General features: G+C 60.8%; 21 protein-coding genes. 9 read left to right on the top strand and 12 right to left on the bottom strand.

The genetic code is table 11. From position 1 onward, the window contains the following. Nucleotides 1–8: 8 nt before the first annotated feature. From bioB to ACR0IK_RS12015, 6 genes are read left to right on the top strand one after another with little or no spacing between them, the layout of a single operon-like run. Nucleotides 9–989, top strand: coding sequence for a biotin synthase BioB (bioB, locus tag ACR0IK_RS12040; protein ID WP_480641661.1), 981 nt, complete (start codon nucleotides 9–11; stop codon nucleotides 987–989). Next, entirely contained in the window at nucleotides 986–2119 is a 1134-nt protein-coding gene (locus tag ACR0IK_RS12035; RefSeq protein WP_480641660.1) for an 8-amino-7-oxononanoate synthase, read from the top strand. Before bioB ends, ACR0IK_RS12035 begins: the two co-directional genes overlap by 4 nt. Then, on the top strand, nucleotides 2116–2736 hold the full coding sequence (gene bioD / locus ACR0IK_RS12030) for a dethiobiotin synthase (RefSeq protein WP_480641659.1): 621 nt from the start codon (nucleotides 2116–2118) through the stop codon (nucleotides 2734–2736). The genes ACR0IK_RS12035 and bioD overlap by 4 nt, the downstream gene beginning before the upstream one ends. Further along, on the top strand, nucleotides 2733–4019 hold the full coding sequence (gene bioA, locus ACR0IK_RS12025; RefSeq protein WP_480641658.1) for an adenosylmethionine--8-amino-7-oxononanoate transaminase: 1287 nt from the start codon (nucleotides 2733–2735) through the stop codon (nucleotides 4017–4019). Before bioD ends, bioA begins: the two co-directional genes overlap by 4 nt. Next, nucleotides 4016–4636 carry a pimeloyl-ACP methyl esterase BioG family protein gene (locus ACR0IK_RS12020; RefSeq protein ID WP_480641657.1) on the top strand — a complete coding sequence of 207 codons (621 nt, stop codon included), beginning with the start codon at nucleotides 4016–4018 and terminating at the stop codon, nucleotides 4634–4636. The genes bioA and ACR0IK_RS12020 overlap by 4 nt, the downstream gene beginning before the upstream one ends. Next, complete coding sequence (locus ACR0IK_RS12015; RefSeq protein WP_480641656.1) at nucleotides 4633–5391, top strand: methyltransferase domain-containing protein; 759 nt, start codon at nucleotides 4633–4635, stop codon at nucleotides 5389–5391. The genes ACR0IK_RS12020 and ACR0IK_RS12015 overlap by 4 nt, the downstream gene beginning before the upstream one ends. 6 nt (nucleotides 5392–5397) lie before the next feature. Here the strand turns inward: ACR0IK_RS12015 and ACR0IK_RS12010 are convergent, their stop codons facing one another. Continuing rightward, entirely contained in the window at nucleotides 5398–6006 is a 609-nt protein-coding gene (locus ACR0IK_RS12010; protein ID WP_480641655.1) for a GntR family transcriptional regulator, read from the bottom strand. Between the two features lie 210 nt (nucleotides 6007–6216). Between ACR0IK_RS12010 and ACR0IK_RS12005 the strand changes: the two genes are divergently transcribed. After that, complete coding sequence (locus ACR0IK_RS12005) at nucleotides 6217–7458, top strand: acyl-CoA dehydrogenase family protein (protein WP_480641654.1); 1242 nt, start codon at nucleotides 6217–6219, stop codon at nucleotides 7456–7458. Nucleotides 7459–7462: 4 nt separating this feature from the next. On the opposite strand, the gene ACR0IK_RS12000 is transcribed toward ACR0IK_RS12005, so the two are convergent. The 3 genes from ACR0IK_RS12000 to ACR0IK_RS11990 all read right to left on the bottom strand — a co-directional run bounded on the left by ACR0IK_RS12000 (nucleotide 7463) and on the right by ACR0IK_RS11990 (nucleotide 11525). Further along, nucleotides 7463–8242 (bottom strand): carnitinyl-CoA dehydratase, encoded by a 780-nt coding sequence (locus ACR0IK_RS12000; protein ID WP_480641653.1) that lies wholly within the window; start codon nucleotides 8240–8242, stop codon nucleotides 7463–7465. Between the two features lie 3 nt (nucleotides 8243–8245). Further along, nucleotides 8246–10261: an acetate--CoA ligase family protein gene (locus ACR0IK_RS11995; RefSeq protein ID WP_480641652.1), complete on the bottom strand. Its 2016-nt coding sequence runs from the start codon at nucleotides 10259–10261 to the stop codon at nucleotides 8246–8248. Nucleotides 10262–10364: 103 nt separating this feature from the next. After that, nucleotides 10365–11525: an acyl-CoA dehydrogenase family protein gene (locus ACR0IK_RS11990; RefSeq protein ID WP_480641651.1), complete on the bottom strand. Its 1161-nt coding sequence runs from the start codon at nucleotides 11523–11525 to the stop codon at nucleotides 10365–10367. A 98-nt stretch (nucleotides 11526–11623) separates the two neighbouring features. Between ACR0IK_RS11990 and ACR0IK_RS11985 the strand changes: the two genes are divergently transcribed. Together ACR0IK_RS11985 and ACR0IK_RS11980 are read left to right on the top strand one after the other, a co-directional pair. Next, nucleotides 11624–12541 (top strand): GlxA family transcriptional regulator, encoded by a 918-nt coding sequence (locus ACR0IK_RS11985; RefSeq protein ID WP_480641650.1) that lies wholly within the window; start codon nucleotides 11624–11626, stop codon nucleotides 12539–12541. A gap of 100 nt (nucleotides 12542–12641) precedes the next feature. Next, a complete protein-coding gene (locus ACR0IK_RS11980; RefSeq protein ID WP_480641649.1) occupies nucleotides 12642–13676 on the top strand; it encodes an NADP-dependent oxidoreductase in 1035 nt (344 codons plus the stop codon). A gap of 67 nt (nucleotides 13677–13743) precedes the next feature. Here ACR0IK_RS11980 and ACR0IK_RS11975 read toward each other — a convergent pair whose 3' ends face one another. Genes ACR0IK_RS11975 through napF form a run of 8 tightly spaced genes read right to left on the bottom strand, consistent with a single transcriptional unit; the run spans nucleotide 13744 to nucleotide 20249 of the window. Next, nucleotides 13744–14001: a hypothetical protein gene (locus ACR0IK_RS11975; protein WP_480591488.1), complete on the bottom strand. Its 258-nt coding sequence runs from the start codon at nucleotides 13999–14001 to the stop codon at nucleotides 13744–13746. Nucleotides 14002–14013: 12 nt separating this feature from the next. Next, a complete protein-coding gene (locus ACR0IK_RS11970; RefSeq protein ID WP_480591485.1) occupies nucleotides 14014–14715 on the bottom strand; it encodes a NapC/NirT family cytochrome c in 702 nt (233 codons plus the stop codon). 29 nt (nucleotides 14716–14744) lie between these two features. Continuing rightward, a complete protein-coding gene (locus ACR0IK_RS11965; protein WP_480591483.1) occupies nucleotides 14745–15182 on the bottom strand; it encodes a nitrate reductase cytochrome c-type subunit in 438 nt (145 codons plus the stop codon). Nucleotides 15183–15194: 12 nt separating this feature from the next. Next, nucleotides 15195–16112, bottom strand: coding sequence for a quinol dehydrogenase ferredoxin subunit NapH (napH, locus tag ACR0IK_RS11960; RefSeq protein WP_480641648.1), 918 nt, complete (start codon nucleotides 16110–16112; stop codon nucleotides 15195–15197). Beyond that, nucleotides 16109–16927 carry a ferredoxin-type protein NapG gene (gene napG / locus ACR0IK_RS11955; protein WP_480641647.1) on the bottom strand — a complete coding sequence of 273 codons (819 nt, stop codon included), beginning with the start codon at nucleotides 16925–16927 and terminating at the stop codon, nucleotides 16109–16111. Before napG ends, napH begins: the two co-directional genes overlap by 4 nt. Before the next feature lie 27 nt (nucleotides 16928–16954). Beyond that, nucleotides 16955–19447 (bottom strand): nitrate reductase catalytic subunit NapA, encoded by a 2493-nt coding sequence (napA, locus tag ACR0IK_RS11950; protein ID WP_480641646.1) that lies wholly within the window; start codon nucleotides 19445–19447, stop codon nucleotides 16955–16957. Beyond that, the gene (locus ACR0IK_RS11945; RefSeq protein ID WP_170326570.1) at nucleotides 19444–19737 is read right to left on the bottom strand and encodes a chaperone NapD; all 294 of its coding nucleotides are present in this window, start codon (nucleotides 19735–19737) and stop codon (nucleotides 19444–19446) included. Before ACR0IK_RS11945 ends, napA begins: the two co-directional genes overlap by 4 nt. Next, nucleotides 19734–20249: a ferredoxin-type protein NapF gene (gene napF, locus ACR0IK_RS11940; protein ID WP_480641645.1), complete on the bottom strand. Its 516-nt coding sequence runs from the start codon at nucleotides 20247–20249 to the stop codon at nucleotides 19734–19736. The genes ACR0IK_RS11945 and napF overlap by 4 nt, the downstream gene beginning before the upstream one ends. Nucleotides 20250–20298: the final 49 nt, after the last annotated feature.

Here is a 20298-nt window from a genome sequence, read left to right as displayed (position 1 = left end):
TCGATAAAATGGAAAACACCCCTCCCACATGGACCCGCGAGGCGGCGCAGGCCGTATATGATCTTCCTCTGATGGACCTGCTCTTTCGCGCGCAGACCGTGCATCGCGAGAATTTCGACCCCAACAAAATTCAGACCTCCAAGCTGCTGTCGATCAAGACGGGTGGCTGTGCCGAGGATTGTTCCTATTGTTCGCAATCGGCCCGGAACGGATCGAAGCTGTCGGCTTCGAAGCTGATCGAGGTTCAGCGCGTCCTGACCGAGGCCCGCAAGGCGAAAGATGGCGGCGCGACCCGGTTCTGTATGGGTGCGGCCTGGCGCGAGCCGAAAGACCGCGACATGGACGCGCTGGTGGCAATGGTCGAAGGGGTCCGCGAAATGGGCATGGAGACCTGCATGACGCTGGGCATGCTGGACGACAATCAGGTGTTTCGCCTGCGCGACGCAGGGCTGGACTATTACAACCACAACATCGACACGTCTGAGCGCTATTACCCCGAGGTCATCACCACCCGCACTTTTGCAGACCGCATCGACACGATGAACCGCGTCCAGGAAGCGGGGATCAAAGTGTGCTCAGGTGGTATCCTGGGAATGGGTGAAGAGATCGGCGACCGCGTCGATATGCTGGTCACCCTGGCCAATATGGGACCAGCGCCCGAATCCGTGCCGATCAACATGCTGATGCCACAGGAAGACACGCCGCTGGCCGATGCCATGCCGATCGACCCGATCGATTTTGTGCGTGTGATCGCAACCGCCCGAATCATGATGCCGAAATCCTATGTGCGCCTGTCTGCTGGCCGCAGCGACATGACCGAAGAGTTGCAGGCGATGTGCTTCTTCGCCGGTGCGAACTCGATTTTTGTTGGGGAAACGCTGCTGACCGCCGAGAACCCCGAAGAAGACACCGACGCAATCCTCTTTGCCAAGTTGGGGCTGCAGGCCGAAACCGTTGCCGGGCAAAGCTGTGCGGAAGCGGCTGAATGAAAGCATTGAGTCGCCTGAACTCGATGCTTGAAACGCTGGACGCCCGGCATCGACGCCGGTCGCTGGCCCCGAGGCGTGGGCTGGACTTCGCCTCGAACGACTATCTGGGTCTGGCGGACTCGCCGCTGCTGCACCGCGCTGCGCAAAAGGCGCTTGAGGGAGGTGTTCCGCTTGGATCAGGCGGATCGCGGTTGTTGCGCGGCAATCATCCTGAACATGAGGCGCTGGAGGAAGAGGCCGCAGCTTTTTTTGGTGCTGAGGCCGCCTTGTTCATGGGTGGCGGGTTTCAGGCCAATCAGGCGATATTCTCGACCTTGCCCGCGGCGGGGGACCTGATCCTGTATGACGATTTGGTCCATGCCAGCGCCCACGAAGGCATGCGGACGGGCCGGGCCGAAACCCGGTCCTTTGCCCATAACGACGTGGCCGATGCCCGCCGCGTTCTGGCTGACTGGCAGGCCGCCGGCGGATCGGGGCAGGTCTGGATCGCAGTGGAAAGCGTCTACTCGATGGAGGGCGACATCGCGCCCTTGACCGCACTGTCCGACCTGGCCGCCGAACACGGGGCCATTCTGGTCGTGGATGAGGCCCATGCCACTGGCGTTTTTGGTCCGAACGGAAAAGGTCTGGCACATGGCCTGACGGCCGATGTTTTGACCTTGCACACATGCGGCAAAGGTCTGGGTGTTGCGGGCGGTCTGATCTGTGGGCCGCGGGTGATGATCGACGCGCTGATCAACCGTGCGCGGCCGTTCATCTTTGCAACCGCACCGTCGCCTTTCAACGCGGCCCTGGTGCGGGCGGTGCTGGGTCATCTGCAAGCCGATACCCGCCTGACCAACGCGGCAACCGCCCGGATGCACCACGCTCATGCCGAAGCGCGCCGGACGGGCGTGCCGCAGGACGTGCTGAACAGCCAGATCATTCCCGTCATTCTGGGCGATGAGGCTCGGACAATGCAGATGGCCGCAACCCTGCAGGCGCAGGGCTTTGACGTCCGGGGTATCCGCCCGCCGACAGTGCCGCGCGGCACCTCGCGGCTTCGTGTCTCGGTCACTGGCAATGTGACCAATGCCGATATCAGCGCCCTGTTCGAAGCGCTTGCCCAGCACCAAAGCGAGGCCGCATGAGCACCGTAATTGTTGTCGGCACAGATACCGGAATTGGCAAAACCGTCTTTGCGGCAGGTCTGACCGCCACCCTTGGTGCACGGTATTGGAAGCCGGTGCAATCGGGACTGGAGGATGCAACGGATTCGGAAACCGTCAAGGCTGTGACTGGGGCCGAGGTGTTGTCCGAGGCCTATCGCCTGAACATGCCCGCTTCGCCGCATTTGTCGGCTGAGGACATGGGGATCGAGATCGACCCGGACCGACTGACCTTGCCGCAGGTGTCCGGCCCTCTGGTGGTTGAAGGCGCGGGCGGGCTGATGGTTCCGCTGAACCGTCAGGTCTTTTTTCTCGACGTGATCGCGCAATGGCAGGCCCCGGTCATACTGGTGGCGCGCACTGCTCTGGGCACGATCAACCATACGATTCTGTCTCTGATGGCGCTGCGCAACGCCGGTTGCGATGTGATCGGCGTGGCATTTGTCGGCAACGCCGAGCCGGATGTCGAACAAACTATCGCCCAGATGGGCAATACCCGCCATCTGGGCCGATTGCCTTTTATCGACACCTTGTCCCGCGACACGCTGACTAACGCTTTCACCGCCATCGACGTCGACACAATCCGGAGCGCCCTGTGACCCCGCTTGAGTTTGACGCCCGCCACCTGTGGCACCCCTACACAAACGTGCTGAAGCCCGGCCCGATGCACCTGATCACCGGGGCCGAGGGTGTTTGGCTGACCGCTGAGGACGGGACGCAGATGATTGACGCGATGTCCTCGTGGTGGTGCGCGGTGCACGGGCACCGTCACCCGGCCATCATCGGGGCGATGCAGGCACAACTGGATCAGATGCCGCATGTGATGTTCGGTGGGTTGACTCATTCCCCTGCGATTGAGTTGGGGCGCAGGCTGATCGAACTTTTGCCCGACGGGCTAGACCGTATCTTCTACAGTGATAGCGGCTCGGTGGCCATCGAAGTGGCGCTGAAAATGGCGGTGCAATACCAGATGGCGCAGGACCGCAAGGGCCGCACGCAATTCGCGACCATTCGCGGCGGCTATCACGGCGACACCTGGAAAGCGATGAGTGTCTGCGACCCGGTCAACGGGATGCACGGGTTGTTCGCGGGGGCTTTGTCCGTCCAGCATTTCCTGCCCCGCCCGCAGATCGCCTTTGGTCAGGACTGGTCCGAGGATGGCGACCTGAACGGGTTGAACGCACTGGAAGACTTGCTGGAAACCAAGGCCGACCAAATCGCCGGGCTGATCCTTGAGCCTGTCGTTCAGGGCGCGGGCGGGATGTATTTCTATCACCCGACATGGCTGCAGCGGGCGCATGAGCTATGCAAGGCGTATGACGTGCTGGTCATCTTCGATGAGATCGCCACTGGCTTTGGCCGCACCGGAGAGCTGTTTGCGCTGCACCACGCCGGGGTCGTGCCGGATATCCTGTGCCTGGGCAAGGCGCTGACCGGCGGGCATATCACGCTGGCCGCGACTGTCACGACCGAGATCGTTGCGCGGCGGATCGGGGAAAGTGAGGCCGGCGTCATGATGCATGGCCCGACCTACATGGCCAACCCGCTGGCTTGCGCGGCGGCTGTCGCAAGTCTGGAGCAACTATCTATCCGGAATTGGCGGTCTGAAGTTGCCGGTATCGCCGACCAGATGGAACACGAACTGGCCCCTGCGCGCGGGTTGCCCGGGGTCTCGGATGTGCGTGTCTTGGGTGCCATTGGCGTCATCGAAATGGAGGGCTGGGTTGATCCGTCCGTCGCACACGGGCTGGCGCCGGGAACCGGCGTCTGGCTGCGCCCCTTCGCGCGTAACATCTATTGTATGCCGCCCTTTATCATCTCTCCGGACGAGTTGAGCCGTGTGACATCGGCCATGGTGTCTCTGGCGAAGGGCGCGTCATGAAACAGCAATGGTTGTCCCGCTCAGGTACCCAAGAGGTGCTGTTGATCTTCGGGGGCTGGGCCCTCGGGTCCGGGCTCTTTCAGAACCTTGCAACCGATGCGGATGTCCTGTTCGTAGACGATTATGCCCGGTTGGACAGCCCGCTGAGCGAACTTGCGCAATATGATCGGGTTACCCTGATCGCCTTTTCTTTTGGTGTGGCGTCGGCGGTGCATTGGCTGACGCAGGCAGGACTTCAACCCGATCGATCGGTTGCGGTCAGTGGCACTCTGTCCCCAGCCGATACCGAGAACGGCATCGCGCCGGATATGATCCGTGCCACGGCGGATCAGTTGAACACCGCCAGTTTCGCCAAGTTCTGCCGCCGCGCAGGGCTCAAGTCTCCGGCGCCCGAGATCGATATCGTCACAGCGCAAGCCGAGCTTTATGCGGTAATCAAACGCGGCAATGCTCCGGACCACAGATTTGACCGGATCTGGATACCACAGCGGGATCGGATCATCCCCACCGGTGCGCAACACGCTGCATGGGCCGGGCAGCAGGATGTGGTTCGAACCGTTTCCGCGCCGCACGTCCCTTTTGCCGCTGGCCAAAGCTGGAAGGAGTGGATCGCATGAACGCCCAGTTGACCGAGCGTGTCCAGCGCAGTTTCAGCCGCAGTTTCCTGACCTACCATGACTCGGCGGGTCAGCAGGCTAAGATCGCGGATCGACTGGCGCAGGATTTGCGCGACGGTGGCGGACCGCAGTACTTCCCCTCGGCGTTGGAGTTTGGTTGCGGCACCGGTCACCTGACACAGCGGCTTTGCGAGCATTTCGCGTTCGATACGCTCACGGTCAACGACCTCTCGCCCGAGGCCAATGAGACGGCAGCCACCTTTGCGGCCGAGTTTTTGTGTGGGGATGCCGAAACCGTCGCATGGCCCGCACAGCCCAATCTGATCGCGTCGGCCTCTATGATCCAGTGGCTTCCAAATCCCACCCTGTTCCTGCGCCGCGCAGCGACGGCGCTGGCCCCCGGTGGTTGGCTGGCCATTTCGGGGTTTGGCCCGCAGCAATACCGCGAGTTGGTACAGGTCGGGTCGGCGGCGAAAGCGCCGGGTCTGTGCACACCGGGCACTCTGATCGCTGCTGTTGAGGGCATTTTGGATGTAGTCTCTGCGGGGGAAGTGGAACGGCAGATGCAGTTTTCTTCGCCGCGAAAAGTGTTGGAACACCTGCGCCGAACCGGTGTAAACGGGCGGGCGCAGAAAACCTGGACCAAGTCCAGCCTGATGGCGTTCACCAATGACTATGTCCGGCAGTTCGAGGGTGAGTTCGGCGTTTCGCTGACCTATCACCCAACCTGGATCATTGCGCGCAAACCCGACTGAGCCAGCCTAGGCCAATCGTGTCAGGTGGCGCTGCATTACCGAATGGGCCTTGGCCGCGTCGCGATCCTTGATGGCGGCCAGAATGGCCGCATGATCCGGGTCTGAGCGCTGACGCCATTTGGCGGTGTGCAGATTGTTGAAATGCCACGTATACAGCACTTGCAGATTTCTGATCTCGGCGATCATGCGCGGCATGTTGCAGGCGGCGATGACGGCCATGTGAAAGCGCTGATTGGCGTCCTCCCAGTCATCGGCGGTGGTGGCACTGTCGCAGTCTTCGTGAACCTGTTCGATCTGCGCGATCTGGTTGGTTGTCAGGTTGGGGACGGAATGCAGCAACGCGACCGGTTCCAGAGCGCGCCGCATCACCCGAAGCTCTTGTATGGCGTTCTGATCCATTGGCGCCACACACATCCCCCGGCGCGGTACGGCAACCGTCAACCCCTTTGAGGCAAGGTTCAAAAGAGCTTCGCGCACGGTTACCTGGCTGACCCCGAACTCTCGGGCAATCAGGTCCTGCCGCAGCTTTTCACCGGGCTTCAGTGCCCCCTGGACAATCCGCGTCGACAACTTGTCGGCGATGTCGTCCGATTTCTTGATCTGCTGATCCGACACCTGACCTCCGGTTCGTTTTCGTACCCTCACAGACGCTTACCGTCATGCAGAGGGTTGAGCAACAGAGCTGTGAACGGGTGCGTTTTCGCGGAAACCGACGTGACCTCGCGGCACTTGCGGCTGAGGTCCTGCAAGCAGGTTTCACAAACGCCAATCGCACGGCTAGGGTACGAGGAACGGTCTGTCGCAACAGTCTGAAAAGGGAACACCATGGATTTTGCCCCATCGCCTCGTGCTGTGGAATTCCGCGACCAGCTGAAACGCTTTATGGAGGCGCATATTTATCCGCGCATCCGCGACCACAAGGAAGAGATCGAGGCAGGCGATTTCCCAGTCTCATTCATGGAGGATCTTAAGGCGCTTGCCCAGGCCGAAGGGTTGTGGAACCTGTTCCTGCCCTCCTTGCGCGACGACGAACCTGGCACACGGCTGACCAATCTGGAATACGCCCCTCTGGCCGAGTTGATGGGGCAGGTGACGTGGTCGTCCGAAGTGTTCAACTGTAGCGCGCCGGACACCGGCAACATGGAATTGCTGCACATGTTTGCCACGCCCGAACAGCGCGAGGAATGGCTGGTGCCGTTGCTCAATGGTGAAATCCGGTCGTCCTTTGCGATGACCGAGCCGGATGTAGCCAGCTCTGACGCGACCAATATCACCACCTCGATCCGGCGTGAGGGTGATGAGTATGTCATCAACGGCCGTAAGTGGTTCATCACCAATGCCTGTCATCCGAATACCAGAATGTTCATCGTCATGGGCAAGACCGATCCGAACGCGGACCGGCACAAGCAGCAGAGTATGGTGATCGTGCCCAAGGACACGCCCGGTCTTGAGATCGTGCGCAACCCCACGATCCTGAACATGCACGATCCCGAGGGCCATGCGGAACTGGTCTTCAAGGACGTTCGAGTACCCGCCAGCAATCTGCTGGGGGAAGAGGGCAGTGGTTTTGCTCTGGCGCAGGCGCGGCTGGGGCCGGGACGTATCCACCACTGTATGCGCTCGGTCGGCGCGGCCGAAATGGCTCTGTCGCTGATGGTCGAACGCGCGCAGGAGCGGAAGACCTTCGGCAAGCAGCTGTCAGAGCAGGGTGTGATCCGGGAATGGATCGCTAAATCGCGGCTTGAGATCGATCAGGCGCGGTTGCTGACCTTGCAGGCGGCGTGGAAGATTGATCAGGTCGGCGCCAAGGCCGCCCGGCGCGAGATTTCGCTGATCAAGGTGGTGGCGCCCAATGTACACGCCACGGTGACGGACCGTGCGATGCAGGTTTTCGGTGCCATGGGTATGACGCCGGATACGCCGCTGGCCGACAGTTATATCTGGGCGCGGGCGCTGCGCTATGCGGATGGCCCGGATGAGGTGCATTTGCAGGCCATCGCAAAGCAAGAGCTGAAAGAGTCGAACTTCGGCATGTCCGCTCAGTGGCTGACACCGCCGAAGCGCTGACCTCTTACTTGCCCTTCCAGACCGGGTCGCGTTTTTCCGCAAAGGCGCGGGCGCCTTCCAGCTGGTCGTCGCTGGCGTAAAGCACGTCCACCGTGCGCAACTGGCGCTTGGTGATGCGGTTCATCGCGTCCTGAAACTTGCTGTCTTCTGCGTCGCGCACGACCTCTTTGATCGCGGCATAGACCAGCGGCGGTCCCGAGGCCAGCAGGCGGGCCAGTTCCCACGCGCGGTCCATCAGCTGATCGGCGGCGACAATTTCGTTCACCAGACCCCAGTGGTTTGCTTCCTCGGCATCGAACCAGCGGCCGGTCAGCAGCAGCTCCATGGCGATGTGATAGGGGATGCGCTTGGGCAGTTTGACGCTGGCCGCATCCGCCACGGTGCCCGAGCGGATTTCCGGCAGGGCGAAGGTGGCATGTTCCGCGGCCAGGATCATGTCCGCCGAAATCGCCAGTTCCAACCCGCCTCCGCAGGCGATGCCGTTCACCGCCGCGATCACCGGCTTGTTCAGATCACGCAGTTCCTGCAAGCCGCCGAAACCGCCGACGCCATAGTCGCCATCGACCGCGTCACCGTCTGCCGCGGCTTTCAGGTCCCAGCCGGGGCAGAAGAATTTCTCGCCCGCGCCGGTAAGGATGGCCACGCGCAGGTCAGGATCGTCGCGAAATTCGGCAAAGACTTCGCCCATTCTGCGGCTGGTGACCAGGTCAATGGCGTTGGCCTTGGGCCGGTCCAGCGTCACCTCAAGGATCGCCCCTTCGCGGCGGGTTTTGATCGGGTCCATATCTCAGGCCTTTCTGATGAGGGCATCCACCGCAACGGCCTTGTCGGGCGTGCAGAGGAGCGGGTTAATCTCGACCTCGCCAAGCGTGTCGGCGTTTTGCATGACATAGGCCTGAACGGCCTCTACGGCAGTGATGATCGCATCCATATCAGCCGCCGGTTGGCCGCGATAGCCTGCCAGCAGCGGTGCGATTTTCAGCTTGCCAAGGGCGGTGCGGATGTCATCGGGTATGCTGGGCACCAACAACGACGCGGTATCGCGCAGAACCTCAGTCAGCACACCGCCTGCACCCAGGGTGAGCACAAAACCGTGGGCCGGGTCGCGGACCACGCCGACCAGCAGCTCGGCAACGGTTCCGGTGATCATCTCTTCGACCAGAATCTCGTTGGTTCCTATATCGGCGGCAACATTTGCCACGTCGTCGGCCTGAACGCCCAGACGAACAGCAGAATGCTCGGATTTATGCGCAAGACCAACGCCTTTGACGGCGAAGGGCGCGTCCATTTCCTGTGCTGCGGTTTGGGCTTCCTCTGGGCTGCGCACCGTACGGTTTTGAGGGATGCGCAGGCCGCAATCGGCCAAAGCCTGTTTGGATTCGCCCTCGGTCAGGGTCCGGTTGGCCTCAGCAGTGCCCGGCAGCCAGACCGGATGCGTGGAGGGTGCCGCGACCTGAGCCGCAGCACGGGTGGCGGCCAGAGCTTCGCGCAGGCCCATGAAGGGCACAACGCCCCCAGCCGTCAGCTCCTGCGCGAGGTCTTCGGGCAGCAGTTCCGGCAATGTCGCGGCAATCGCGAACCGCGCGCCGGTGTCGGCGCGGACTTTTAAGGCCGCACGCGAGGCGCAGGTCCAGTCGGTCGCGTCAGTTGTCGGATAGTCGACGATTGAGAAGGTCAGGTCGATATCGTCGCCGGTCATACCGGACCACGCTTTGGCCATCGCCTCTTCGTCACGCCAGATATAGGTGTGGTAATCCAGCGGGTTATTCAGCGCGACCATCGGCCCGAGCGCATCGCGCAGGCGGGCTTTCTTGTCGTCGGTCAGACGCGGGAAGGTCAGGCCGGTGCCTACGGCCATATCCGCGATCAGGCTGGCCTCGCCCCCCGAACAGCTGATCGAGGCGATGTTGCCGCCCGGCAGCGGCCCATAGCAATGCAACAGTTTCAGCGTTTCCAAGAAATCTGGCAGGGCCGACAGGCGCGGGATACCCAGACGTTCCAACAAGGCCTGCGCCCCGGCATCGCTGCCGGCCAGAGAGGCAGTATGCGATACGGTGGCGGCCTGCGCCTGTTCGGATGCGCCGACTTTGAGCGCCACCAGCGGGATGCCTTTGCCATGCGCCTTGGCGGCCAGCGCTTCCCATTCGCGAATGTCCTTGAAGCCTTCGATATGCAGACCCACGGCGGTTACACGCGGATCGTCGATCAGGGCCGAGGCGATCTCGGCCTGGCTGGTCTGCGCCATGTTCCCGCAGGTCACCATATAGGCAATCGGCAGGCCACGTTTCTGCATGGTCAGGTTGATCGAGATGTTCGAGCTTTGCGTCAGGATCGCAACGCCCTTGTCCACCGGGGTTGCCCCATGCTGGTCCGGCCACAGCAGCGCGCCGTCCAGCGCGTTGATGAAACCATAGCAGTTTGGTCCCAGAATGGGCATGTCACCGGCCGCCGCGATCAGTTGGTCTTGCAGGTCTCCGCCCGTGTCATCTTCGGCCACCGCCTCGGAAAAACCCGAGGCGAAACACACCGCGCCGCCCGCGCCCATGCTAGACAGGATATGAACGGCCTCGATCGTGGCTTGGCGGTTAATGCCGATGAACACGGCGTCGGGGGCTTCGGGCAGGTCTTCGAGGTGCCCATAGACCGAATGACCCGCGATTTCCGTGGCCTTGGGGTGCACCGGCCAGATTTGACCTGCGTAACCCATGCGTTCCGATTGCAGAATAACCTGTTGGCACCACGCGCCGCCCCCAACGACGGCAATGGTTTTCGGGCGCAGAAGCCGGGTAAGATCTTTGTTCATCGACAATCCTGATCGAGTCGTTGGAAATGCCCCCGGCGGCAAGCGGGTCAGGACAGGATGAGAGCGTAACCTGCCAGAACCCACTCGCCGCCGGGACGTGGACTTATGCGCCGAGGGGACGCAGAAGATCGCGGCTGATGATGTGACGCTGAATCTCGCTGGTGCCGTCCCAGATGCGCTCGACACGGGCATCGCGCCAGAAACGCTCGATCGGGAAGTCATCCATCAGGCCCATGCCACCATAGATCTGCAGCGTGGTATCGGTGACCCGCGCCAGCGTCTCGGAGGCGTACAGCTTGGCCGAGGCAATCTCGCGGTTCGAGGGCAGGTTCTGGTCCAGACGCCACGCGGCGGCCAGGGTCAGCCAATCGGCGGCGTCAATCTCGGTGATCATGTCGGCGATCTGAAAGCCGATGCCCTGGAATTTGCCGATGGGCTGACCGAACTGTTTGCGCTCGGCGGCATAGTTCAGTGCATAGTCAAAGCAACGGCGCGCGCGACCGACCGAGAAGGCCGCAACTGTCAGACGGGTGGCATAAAGCCATTCGTTCATCACGGCAAAGCCGCCATCAACTTCACCCAAAACCTGTGCGTCGGGCAGGCGGCAATTGTCGAAATACAGGATATAGTTCTTGTAGCCCTTGTGGCTGACCGAGTTATAGCCCTCGCGCACTTCGAACCCCGGTGTTCCACGATCCACCAGAAAGGTGGTGATCCGTTTCTTTGGCCCTTTCGGGGTCTCATCAACGCCGGTGGCGATGAAGACGATGAAGAAATCCGCGTGCTCCGCGCCCGAGATGAAGTGTTTGGAGCCATTGACGACCCAGTCCCCGCCATCGCGCACGGCCTGACATTTCATGCCGCGCACATCCGAGCCCGCATCCGGCTCGGTCATCGCCAGCGCGTCCATTTTCTCGCCACGTACGGCGGGCAGCAGATAGCGTTCACGCTGCTCGTCGTTACAGGCCATCAGGATGTTCTGCGGACGGCCAAAGAAGTGCGTTAACGCCATCGATCCTCGGCCCAGTTCACGCTCGACCAGCGTGAAGTCGAGATGCGACAGACCGGCGCCGCCAACCTCTTCGGGGAAGTTGCAGGCGTAGAAGCCAAGGTCGATACACTTCTGCTTGATCTGTTCGCCCAACTCATGCGGGACGTGACCGGTGCGTTCAACCTCGGCTTCGTGCGGGTAGATTTCGTTTTCGACGAAGCTGCGAACAGTCGAAACGATCATTTCCTGTTCTTCTGACAGACCAAACTGCATGGCGCGTTTCCTTAGATAGGTGATTGACGCAGGAAACGGCATTGCGCTTTTATGCGGCATGCAGACTTAGCCCTGAATTGTGCAGAGTTGGAAAAAATTTGACCCGCCAGTATAACATTCTGCTGTTCGATGGGTTCTCGAACCACTGCTTGGCCAACATGGTCGAGCCGTTACGCGCCGCAAATACATTGGCGCGGCAGAGGCTGTATGCGTGGCACTTCTGCTCGATTGATAGAAGGCCGGTTGAAAGCTCCAGCGGTCTTGCCGTCACGCCGAATGGGGCATTGAGTGATCAGCGCGGAGACGTCTTGGTAGTCATGCCATCTTATGGTTTTCTCAAGTTGGAAACGCGTGACACCATTCGCGCAGTGCTGTCGGCTGCGGGAAAACACAAGCAGCTGGCGGGCCTGGACACCGGCAGCTGGCTGTTGGCCCGGGCGGGGTTGCTGAACGATCACAGGGCGACGATTCACTGGGATGAACTGGCCCGGTTCGAAGAGACCTTTCCCTCGGTCAACGCGGTCCAGGAGCGGTATGTCATCGACGGCAACCGGCTGACATGTTCCGGGGCGATGGCGGCGTTTGATCTCGCCTCGGCCCTAATTCGTCGAGATCACGGGCCGCTGTTGTCGATGGAGGTCGCGCATCTGCTGATGAGCCGGGGTGGTGCGGATCATTACACGCTGCCGCTCAAATCCGAGGACACTCTGGTCAACCGGGCGCTGACCTTGATGCAGGCAAACTTGGAAACACCTTTGACGATCAAGGACATTGCCCGCAAAAGCGGCTGCTCGCAAAAGCGGCTTGAAGGGCGGATTCAGGCCGAACTGAAGACCACGCCACAGGCGCTGTACCGGCGTCTGCGCCTGAATCTTGCACGTAAACTGGCGGAAGAAACGGAACAGTCCATCGCGGAAATCGCCGGTCGCTGCGGGTATGAGAACGCCAGCGCCATGACCCGGGCGTTCAAGGCGGAATTCGGTCAGACGCCAACAGCTTTCCGTAGCGGAGGTTGAGTCAGGGACAGGGTGTATTGCATTGCGAGCCCGAGAGCTTTCTGCACAGTGTCTAAGCAAACCCTGGTCGCAGGGCGAGACCAAACAAAGGAGACATGAAATGGCGCAATCCCCAGACGTCAACCGTCAGATCGTTTTGAACGAACGCCCCAGCGGCCAGCCGGACGAAAACACGCTGCGCATGGCCACGACCGAGGTTCCGAGCCCCGGACCGAATGAAATGCTGGTGCGCACTGTGTACCTGTCTCTGGACCCCTATATGCGTGGGCGTATGAACGATGCGAAATCATATGCAGAACCTGTTGCCATTGGCGGCGTCATGACCGCTCAGGTCGTGGGGCAGGTCGTGATTTCGAAATTGGATGGGTTTGAGGCCGGGGATTACGTCCTGTCCGGTAGCGGATGGCAGGATTATGCGATTTCTGACGGGACCGAAGTAATGAACCTTGGCAAATCTCCGCAAAACCCGTCCTGGGCTTTGGGTATCCTCGGGATGCCCGGCTACACCGCCTATGCTGGACTGTTGAAAATCGGTGAGCCGAAGCCGGGAGAAACCGTGGTGGTTGCAGCTGCTGCGGGTCCGGTCGGGGCGACTGTCGGGCAAATCGCAAAGCTCAAAGGATGCCGGGTTGTAGGTGTCGCGGGTGGTGCGGAAAAATGCGCGCATGTCGTTGAGAATTTGGGGTTTGACGCCTGTGTCGATCACAAGGCGCCGGATTTCGCCGAGCAGTTGCAACAGACCTGCCCGGACGGAATTGACGTCTATTTTGAAAATGTCGGCGGTAAGGTCTTGTATGGGGTGCTGCCGCTGCTGAACCCCTTTGCTCGGGTGCCGGTCTGCGGTGTCGTCGCCTGGTACAACCTGCCGGGATTGCCCGATGGGCCGGACATGGGCCCGGCAATCATGGGCACGCTGCTACGCATGAAGGTAAAAATGCAAGGCTTCATTATTTTCGACAGCTTCACACGAGCAGTTTATGAGGAATTCCGCCGTGACATGACCAGTTGGATCGCCGATGGATCGATCCAGTACAAAGAACACATGGTCGATGGCCTAGAAAATGCGCCGGATGCGCTGAACCAACTGCTCAGCGGCGGGAATTTCGGTAAAATGGTGGTCAATGTAGGGGCGTGACATCCACCCCCAGAAATATGTTCACCCGACGCCAAGCGCCGGGTGAACATTGAACAGGTCCGAAATTTTACGCTGTTGTGCCCTTGATGCGGATGGCTGAGCCCAGCGAACCCGCGCACAGACCGACGACAACCGCAATCAAAAGCTCAATCGTCTCGACATTGGCAAAGTTCCAATGGGCAAAGACAAGCGTTTCCATCACGCCGACTGCGCCACCCATCAGGCCGCCCAGCCACACACGCCGTGTCATCATTCCCAGCGCAAGGCCCAGAATACCTGGCAGGCTGATAATGTTGGCCCCGATTGTTCCCAGAAGTTCCAGCATATCTTGCCCCTCTTATTCCGCCTGATTGGTCAAGAATGACCGGATTTCAGCGCTGCCATCCGCCACCTGGTGCTGAAGCTTGCCCGAGGGCGCGCCGGCCAGTTCCTCGGTGATCTGCTGATAGGTCTCAAGGTAGTTCGGCGGCAGTGTGTGTGCGATGCCCTGGTGACAGTCGATGCAGGTCATGTTGTTGTCGATTGCGCGCTGGTGTTCAGACGCGGCACGGGTTTCCTGGATGGTAAAGTCCATGTAGTCGAAATTGTGACAGTTGCGGCATTCGCGGCTGTCTGACGCCTTCATCTTTTTCCAGACGGCCGAGGCCATGCTCAGCCGGTGCTCTTCGTATTTTTCAGGCGTGCTGATAGTGCCTGCCAGCTCGTGGTAGACGTCCTTGACGGCCATGATCTTGGCCTTGATCTTGTGGTTCCACTCATGCGGCACGTGGCAGTCGGAACAGATCGCGCGCACGCCCGAGTGGTTATTGTAATGGATCGTCTCGCGATACTCGCCCAGGTTGGTTTCCATCGTGTGGCACGAGGTACAGAATTCCTCAGTATTGGTCAGTTCCAGCGTCCAGTGGAACCCGCCCCAGAACAGGATACCGGCCAGAAATCCTGCCAAGATCAAAAAGCCCGAGCTGAACATGACAGCCGGTGTCCAGATTGCGTTCCAGATGCGGCCTATCCATCCGCGTTTTTCGGGGGAGTCTGCCATGTTGGTGCTCCTTTCAGACTTGCGTTGGATTAGTTGCCGGACGAGGGTTCAAAAACGTTGTCGACCAACGCAGGAGCATCCGCCTGAGGCACGTGGCACTGGTTGCAGAAATACCGGGTGCCTGCGACTTGGTCCAACTCGTTGCCGTCGCGATCCAGATAATGGGTCATCGACAGAGTCGGCGCGTTGCGGTCGCCGGCTTTGGTCCAGTCATGGCAGGAAAGGCATTGATTGGTGCGCACGTCGATCTGGTACTGCTCGACCGAATGCGGGATCAGTGGCGGTTGTTGACGATAGTTGCGCTGCATCCGCCCTTCGACATCCTTGTGGATCTGGTGCAGGGGGATGGGTTCATCCACCTCCGCCCCGCGCAGGGTTTCTACCTGGGCTGACTGGGCAAGGGCGAACCCGCTCAGGAGCAAAACGGGGATCAGGGTAATTCCGCCTGTCACGATTGATTTTTTCATCTTGGCACTCCCTTAGATAGGTCTGGCTTCGCGCGGCTCAGGCGCGGGAACTGGATCGGAAGGTGCGACGACGTGGTCGTCGAACCGGTGAGTAAATTTGAAGACGTCGACGGCGCATACATCGATGCAGCGACCGCAATTTGTGCAGTCCGGCGACAGGATCAGCGGCGTCGTGCCGGGCTTGCCCTTCAATGCGGGCGAAATGATCTGGTTTTCGGGGCAAACCGCATAGCAATCCATGCAGTCATCGCAGGCCGTCCGATTGGCGGCGCTGACACGCAGCAGGCTTTTGCTGCCGATCAGGCCATAGAAGGCGCCGACCGGGCAGATATGGCCGCACCAGCCGTGGCGCGCGACGACCAGGTCAAATACGAAGATCGCAGCAATCAGCGCCCAGACAAATCCGGCGCCGAAGATCAGCCCGCGGTGCAGCATGGTGATCGGGTTAACCAACTCCCACGCGATCACGCCGGTCAGGCCCGAGACGATCAGAACTGTCGCCAAAATCCAAAGACGGGTGTTGCGTTTTGGTTGCCAGCCTTTCGGCAAATCCAGCCGGCGGTGCAGCCAGTTTGCCGCGTCGGTCACCGGGTTGATCGGGCAGACCCAGGAACAATAGACGCGGCCGCCGATCAGCGCATAGGCGACCAGTACGATTACTCCACCAATCAGCGCTGTCAGTTCGGGCCAATGCCCGGCCACGATGCTCTGCAACAGAACCAGAGGATCGGTCAGAGGCAGCACGCCAAGGGTCAGCGATCCCGCAAGTGTGCCCTGTACGACCCAGATGCCGAACCAGGGGCCCAGCAGGAACAGGGCCAGAAAGAACAGCTGACTTGTTCGGCGTAGCAGCAAATAACGGTGCGCGCCGATCCAACCTTTGGTGGCCTTGGCCTCCTGTCCGACCGGCAGGTGGGTGCGGGCGCTCATTGTCCTACCCCCGGAAGATCATAGGTGGGAGCGAAACCACCCGGTGTGGCCAGATTGTCCGTGCCCGGCCCCGGCAGGCGGTCGGGCAGGTCGATGAGGCCGTCCACAAGCGGGCCGCCATGGGTCTCTTTTTCTTCCCAGCCTTTGCGGTAGTGGTCCGCACTGCTGCCGCGCGCCAGTCTTGTGGGCAGAACCTTGATCGCAGCTTCGGGCAGAACGCAGCTTTTTTCGCACATGCCGCAACCAGTACAACGATCCGCATGGACAGTCGGAATGAACATCGCATGGTGACCAGAGCGGTCATTGTGTGCGGTTTCCAACGTAATCGCCTCATCAATGACAGGGCAAACACGATAACAGACGTCGCAGCGCAGCCCGAGGAAGTTCAGGCAGTTCTCCTGGTCGACCAGAACCGCCACGCCCATTTCTGCGTCATCGATATTGTCCAGCCCCGGGTCCAGCGCACCGGTGGGGCAGGCGGCGACGCAAGGTATGTCGTCGCACATTTCACACGGCACGTCGCGCGCCGTGAAATAGGGCGTGCCAGTTGCAACGGCATCGGCCCCAAGTTCGGCCAGTTTCAAGGTGTCGTAAGGGCAGTCCCGCACGCATAGCCCACAGCGGATGCAGGCCGACAGGAACTCCTGTTCCGGCAACGCGCCGGGCGGGCGCAATGCCTCGGCCGGCAGCGCGCGGGCATCGCGGGCCAACCAGGCCAGCAACGACCCGGCGACCACGCAGCCGCCTGCCGCGCGTGCCGAATCCTGCAGGAATCGGCGCCGTTGCGGCGAGATAGGAGTACCGGTCAGGGACATGGGGACTACCTTTGCGATCCTTCCCGGTTACGCGCGTTCTACCTTACACGCGCATTTCTTGAAGTCGGTTTCTTTCGACAGCGGGCAGGTTGCGTCCAGCGTCAGCTTGTTGGTCAGCTGATGCTCGTCGAACCACGGCATGAAGACCAGACCGCGCGGTGCCTTGTTGCGCCCGCGGGTCTCGACCCGGCTGGTGACCTCGCCGCGACGCGTCGACAGAACGATTTCCTGACCGCGCCGCAGACCCCGATCCTTGGCGTCCTGCGGGTGCATATAGACGACTGCGTTCGGGTAGGCGCGGTGCAGTTCCGGTACCCGGCGCGTCATCGAGCCTGAATGCCAGTGTTCCAGCACGCGACCGGTACACAGCCACAGATCATATTCTTCATCCGGCTCCTCGGCGGCGGGCTCGTAGGGGGCAAAGATGATATTGGCCTTGCCATCCTTCTTGCCGTAGAACTTCACGCCTGCGCCTTCGGGCACATAGGGGTCATAGCCCTCGCGGAAGCGATAGAGCGTCTCTTTCCCGTCCACGACCGGCCAGCGCAGGCCGCGGGCCTCGTGATAGGTTTCGAACGGGGCCAGATCATGCGCATGGCCGCGCCCGAATTCGGCGTATTCCTCGAACAAGCCCTTCTGGACGTAATAGCCGAAATGCTCGGATTCGTCATTGTCAAAGCCTTCGGCGGTCTCGGACAGGGGGTATTTGTCGATCGCACCATTGGCGAACAGCACCTCATACATGGTCTTGCCGCGATGCTCCGGCATGGTGGCCAGCAGTTCCTCGCCCCAGACTTCTTCTACGGTAAAGCGTTTCGAAAATTCCATGACCTGCCACAGGTCCGACTTGGCCTCGCCCGGTGCTTTGACCTGCTGCCGCCAGAACTGGGTGCGGCGTTCGGCGTTGCCATAGGCGCCTTCCTTTTCGACCCACATTGCGGTGGGCAGGATCAGGTCGGCGGAAACGGCTGTGACTGTCGGATAGGGGTCGGATACGGCGATGAAGTTTTCCGGGTTGCGATAGCCGGGATAGCCTTCTTCGTTGATGTTGGGCGCGGCCTGCATGTTGTTGGTGCACTGCACCCAATAGGCATTCAGGTCGCCATCTTTCAGTTTGCGGTGCTGCAGCACTGCGTGGAAGCCGGGCTTGGCCGGAATGGTGCCTGCGGGTACGTTCCAGGCGGTTTCGCAGATTTCACGGTGTTTGTCGTTCATCACGACCATGTCGGCGGGCAGACGGTGGGCAAAGGTGCCAACCTCACGCGCGGTGCCGCAGGCCGAGGGCTGACCGGTCAGCGAGAAGGGCGAGTTGCCCGGTTCCGAAATCTTACCGACAAGCAGGTGCACGTTGTACATCAGCGAGTTCACCCACGACCCGCGGGTGTGCTGGTTGAAGCCCATGGTCCACAGGCTCATGACCTTGCGGTTCGGGTCGGCATATTGCTTGGCCAGTTTTTCCAGCCGGTCGGCGGGCACGCCCGAAAGTTCTGCGGTGTATTCCAGTGTGTATGGCGCGACCGCTTCGGCATATTCTTCAAAGCTGATCGGTTCCATCTTGCCGACATTGGGGTTGGCGGCCTCTTGCTGCAGCGGGTGGCTGTCGCGCAGGCCATAACCGATATCGGTAGCGGTTTTGGTGATGTTGACGTGGTTTTTGACGAACTCTTCGTTCACCGCGCCGGTCTGGATGATGTAGTTGGCGATATAGTTCAGGATCGCCAGGTCGGTCTGCGGGTTGAAGACCATGCCGTTGTCGGCCAATTCGAACGAGCGGTGTTCAAAGGTCGACAGTACATGCACCTCACATCCCGGTTTGGTCAGGCGGGTGTCAGTCAGGCGCGACCACAGGATCGGGTGCATCTCGGCCATGTTAGAACCCCAGAGCACGAAGGTGTCCGCGTGCTCGAGATCGTCATAGCAGCCCATCGGCTCGTCGATGCCGAAGGTTCGGATAAAGCCGACAACGGCCGAAGCCATGCAGTGGCGTGCGTTGGGGTCAATGTTGTTCGACCGGAACCCGGCCTTCATCATCTTGGCGGCGGCATAACCTTCCCAGACCGTCCATTGGCCAGAGCCGAACATGCCGACGCTGGTAGGGCCTTTCTTGGCCAGAGCCTCTTTCCATTTTGCGGCCATGACGTCGAAGGCTTCGTCCCAGCTGACTGGCTCGAATTCACCGTTCTTGTCATAGACGCCGTTCGATTTACGCAGCAGCGGCGTCGTCAGGCGGTCCTTGCCGTACATGATTTTAGACAGGAAATAGCCCTTGATGCAGTTCAGGCCGCGGTTGACCGGCGCGTCCGGGTCGCCTTGGGTGGCCACAACACGGCCGTCCTTTGTGCCGACCAGAACCGAGCAACCTGTGCCGCAGAAGCGGCAGGCCGCCTTGTCCCAGCGGATATCGGGGGCCCCGGTTTGCGCATTGGCCTGACCGGTGGCCAGAGGGATGCCTGCGGCTGACGCAGTGGCAGCGGCCGCTGAGGCCTTGAGAAATGTCCGGCGAGATTCTGAAGTAGTCATAGCGTGAGCCTCCGGCTGGTGGTTTGGCTTGGGGCCTCGGGATGCGGAGCGCTTTCCGCGAGATCCTCGAAATGATGATAAGTCAGCGTCAGTGAAATCACTCCGGGGATCTGATGCAGATCCATGATGATCTCGGACGCAAGGCGGTCGGGTGTGTCTTCGACAACGATGACGAAACGGCCATCTTCTGCCTGGGCATGAACTTCGACGCCCGGCGTGTCCCGCATCGTTTGCGCGGCGGCGTCAGTCTGTTCTTGTGCGACATGTGCAAGGCAACCGCAGATATTCATTGAACCGTTTCCGTTTGAGTTATGGGCCGACGTTCAAACGCGACAGCATCGACAGGGCAGAGCGCCACGCAGGCACCGCATCCATTGCAGGTCTCAGCATCCAGTGCGGGTTCCGCCCGTCCGCCCAGTTGCAGCCTGAACCGGATGGCATTCTGCTCGCAATTGTCCTGACAGATGCGGCAGCTGACGCCGTTCATGGACAAGCACGAGGCATCCTGAATGGCTGCGCGCCAAGACCAGTCGGCCAGGCGTTCGATTTGCAGGGCATCCGTCGGACAGGCCTTGGCGCAATCGCCACAGAACGTACAGGGATCGCCGCCGGGCTGAAACACCGGAAAACCATCCTGGCCAATCGCAATCACGTTCTCGGGGCAGGCCTCGGCGCAGTCTCCGCATTTGGAGCACTGATCCACAAAGCCCGGCGCGGCCGAACCCGGCGGTCGAACAGTATTACTGTCCTCCCGGAACATGCTGGCGCTTAGAAACGCCCGGCGGCTCGTCATCTGGCTCATTCGGCTGGACTGTTCGCGTTTGATTCTTTTTCTACGGTACCTCAATAGC

This window comes from Ruegeria sp. BF7 (genome assembly GCF_056538605.1).
This window is presented reverse-complemented; position numbering and strand designations above follow the sequence as displayed.

What these genes read in the sequence shown, in the direction of transcription:
- ACR0IK_RS12015 (WP_480641656.1), top strand. Translation starts at nt 4,633, where the DNA reads ATGAACGCCCAGTTGACCGAGCGTGTCCAGCGCAGTTTCAGCCGCAGT.
- ACR0IK_RS12020 (WP_480641657.1), top strand. Translation starts at nt 4,016, where the DNA reads ATGAAACAGCAATGGTTGTCCCGCTCAGGTACCCAAGAGGTGCTGTTG.
- ACR0IK_RS12035 (WP_480641660.1), top strand. Translation starts at nt 986, where the DNA reads ATGAAAGCATTGAGTCGCCTGAACTCGATGCTTGAAACGCTGGACGCC.
- ACR0IK_RS11970 (WP_480591485.1), bottom strand. Translation starts at nt 14,715, where the DNA reads ATGGCAGACTCCCCCGAAAAACGCGGATGGATAGGCCGCATCTGGAAC.
- bioD (WP_480641659.1), top strand. Translation starts at nt 2,116, where the DNA reads ATGAGCACCGTAATTGTTGTCGGCACAGATACCGGAATTGGCAAAACC.
- ACR0IK_RS11990 (WP_480641651.1), bottom strand. Translation starts at nt 11,525, where the DNA reads ATGCAGTTTGGTCTGTCAGAAGAACAGGAAATGATCGTTTCGACTGTT.
- napF (WP_480641645.1), bottom strand. Translation starts at nt 20,249, where the DNA reads ATGAGCCAGATGACGAGCCGCCGGGCGTTTCTAAGCGCCAGCATGTTC.
- bioB (WP_480641661.1), top strand. Translation starts at nt 9, where the DNA reads ATGGAAAACACCCCTCCCACATGGACCCGCGAGGCGGCGCAGGCCGTA.
- ACR0IK_RS12005 (WP_480641654.1), top strand. Translation starts at nt 6,217, where the DNA reads ATGGATTTTGCCCCATCGCCTCGTGCTGTGGAATTCCGCGACCAGCTG.
- ACR0IK_RS11945 (WP_170326570.1), bottom strand. Translation starts at nt 19,737, where the DNA reads ATGAATATCTGCGGTTGCCTTGCACATGTCGCACAAGAACAGACTGAC.
- napH (WP_480641648.1), bottom strand. Translation starts at nt 16,112, where the DNA reads ATGAGCGCCCGCACCCACCTGCCGGTCGGACAGGAGGCCAAGGCCACC.
- ACR0IK_RS11995 (WP_480641652.1), bottom strand. Translation starts at nt 10,261, where the DNA reads ATGAACAAAGATCTTACCCGGCTTCTGCGCCCGAAAACCATTGCCGTC.
- ACR0IK_RS11980 (WP_480641649.1), top strand. Translation starts at nt 12,642, where the DNA reads ATGGCGCAATCCCCAGACGTCAACCGTCAGATCGTTTTGAACGAACGC.
- napA (WP_480641646.1), bottom strand. Translation starts at nt 19,447, where the DNA reads ATGACTACTTCAGAATCTCGCCGGACATTTCTCAAGGCCTCAGCGGCC.
- ACR0IK_RS12000 (WP_480641653.1), bottom strand. Translation starts at nt 8,242, where the DNA reads ATGGACCCGATCAAAACCCGCCGCGAAGGGGCGATCCTTGAGGTGACG.
- ACR0IK_RS11975 (WP_480591488.1), bottom strand. Translation starts at nt 14,001, where the DNA reads ATGCTGGAACTTCTGGGAACAATCGGGGCCAACATTATCAGCCTGCCA.
- ACR0IK_RS11965 (WP_480591483.1), bottom strand. Translation starts at nt 15,182, where the DNA reads ATGAAAAAATCAATCGTGACAGGCGGAATTACCCTGATCCCCGTTTTG.
- napG (WP_480641647.1), bottom strand. Translation starts at nt 16,927, where the DNA reads ATGTCCCTGACCGGTACTCCTATCTCGCCGCAACGGCGCCGATTCCTG.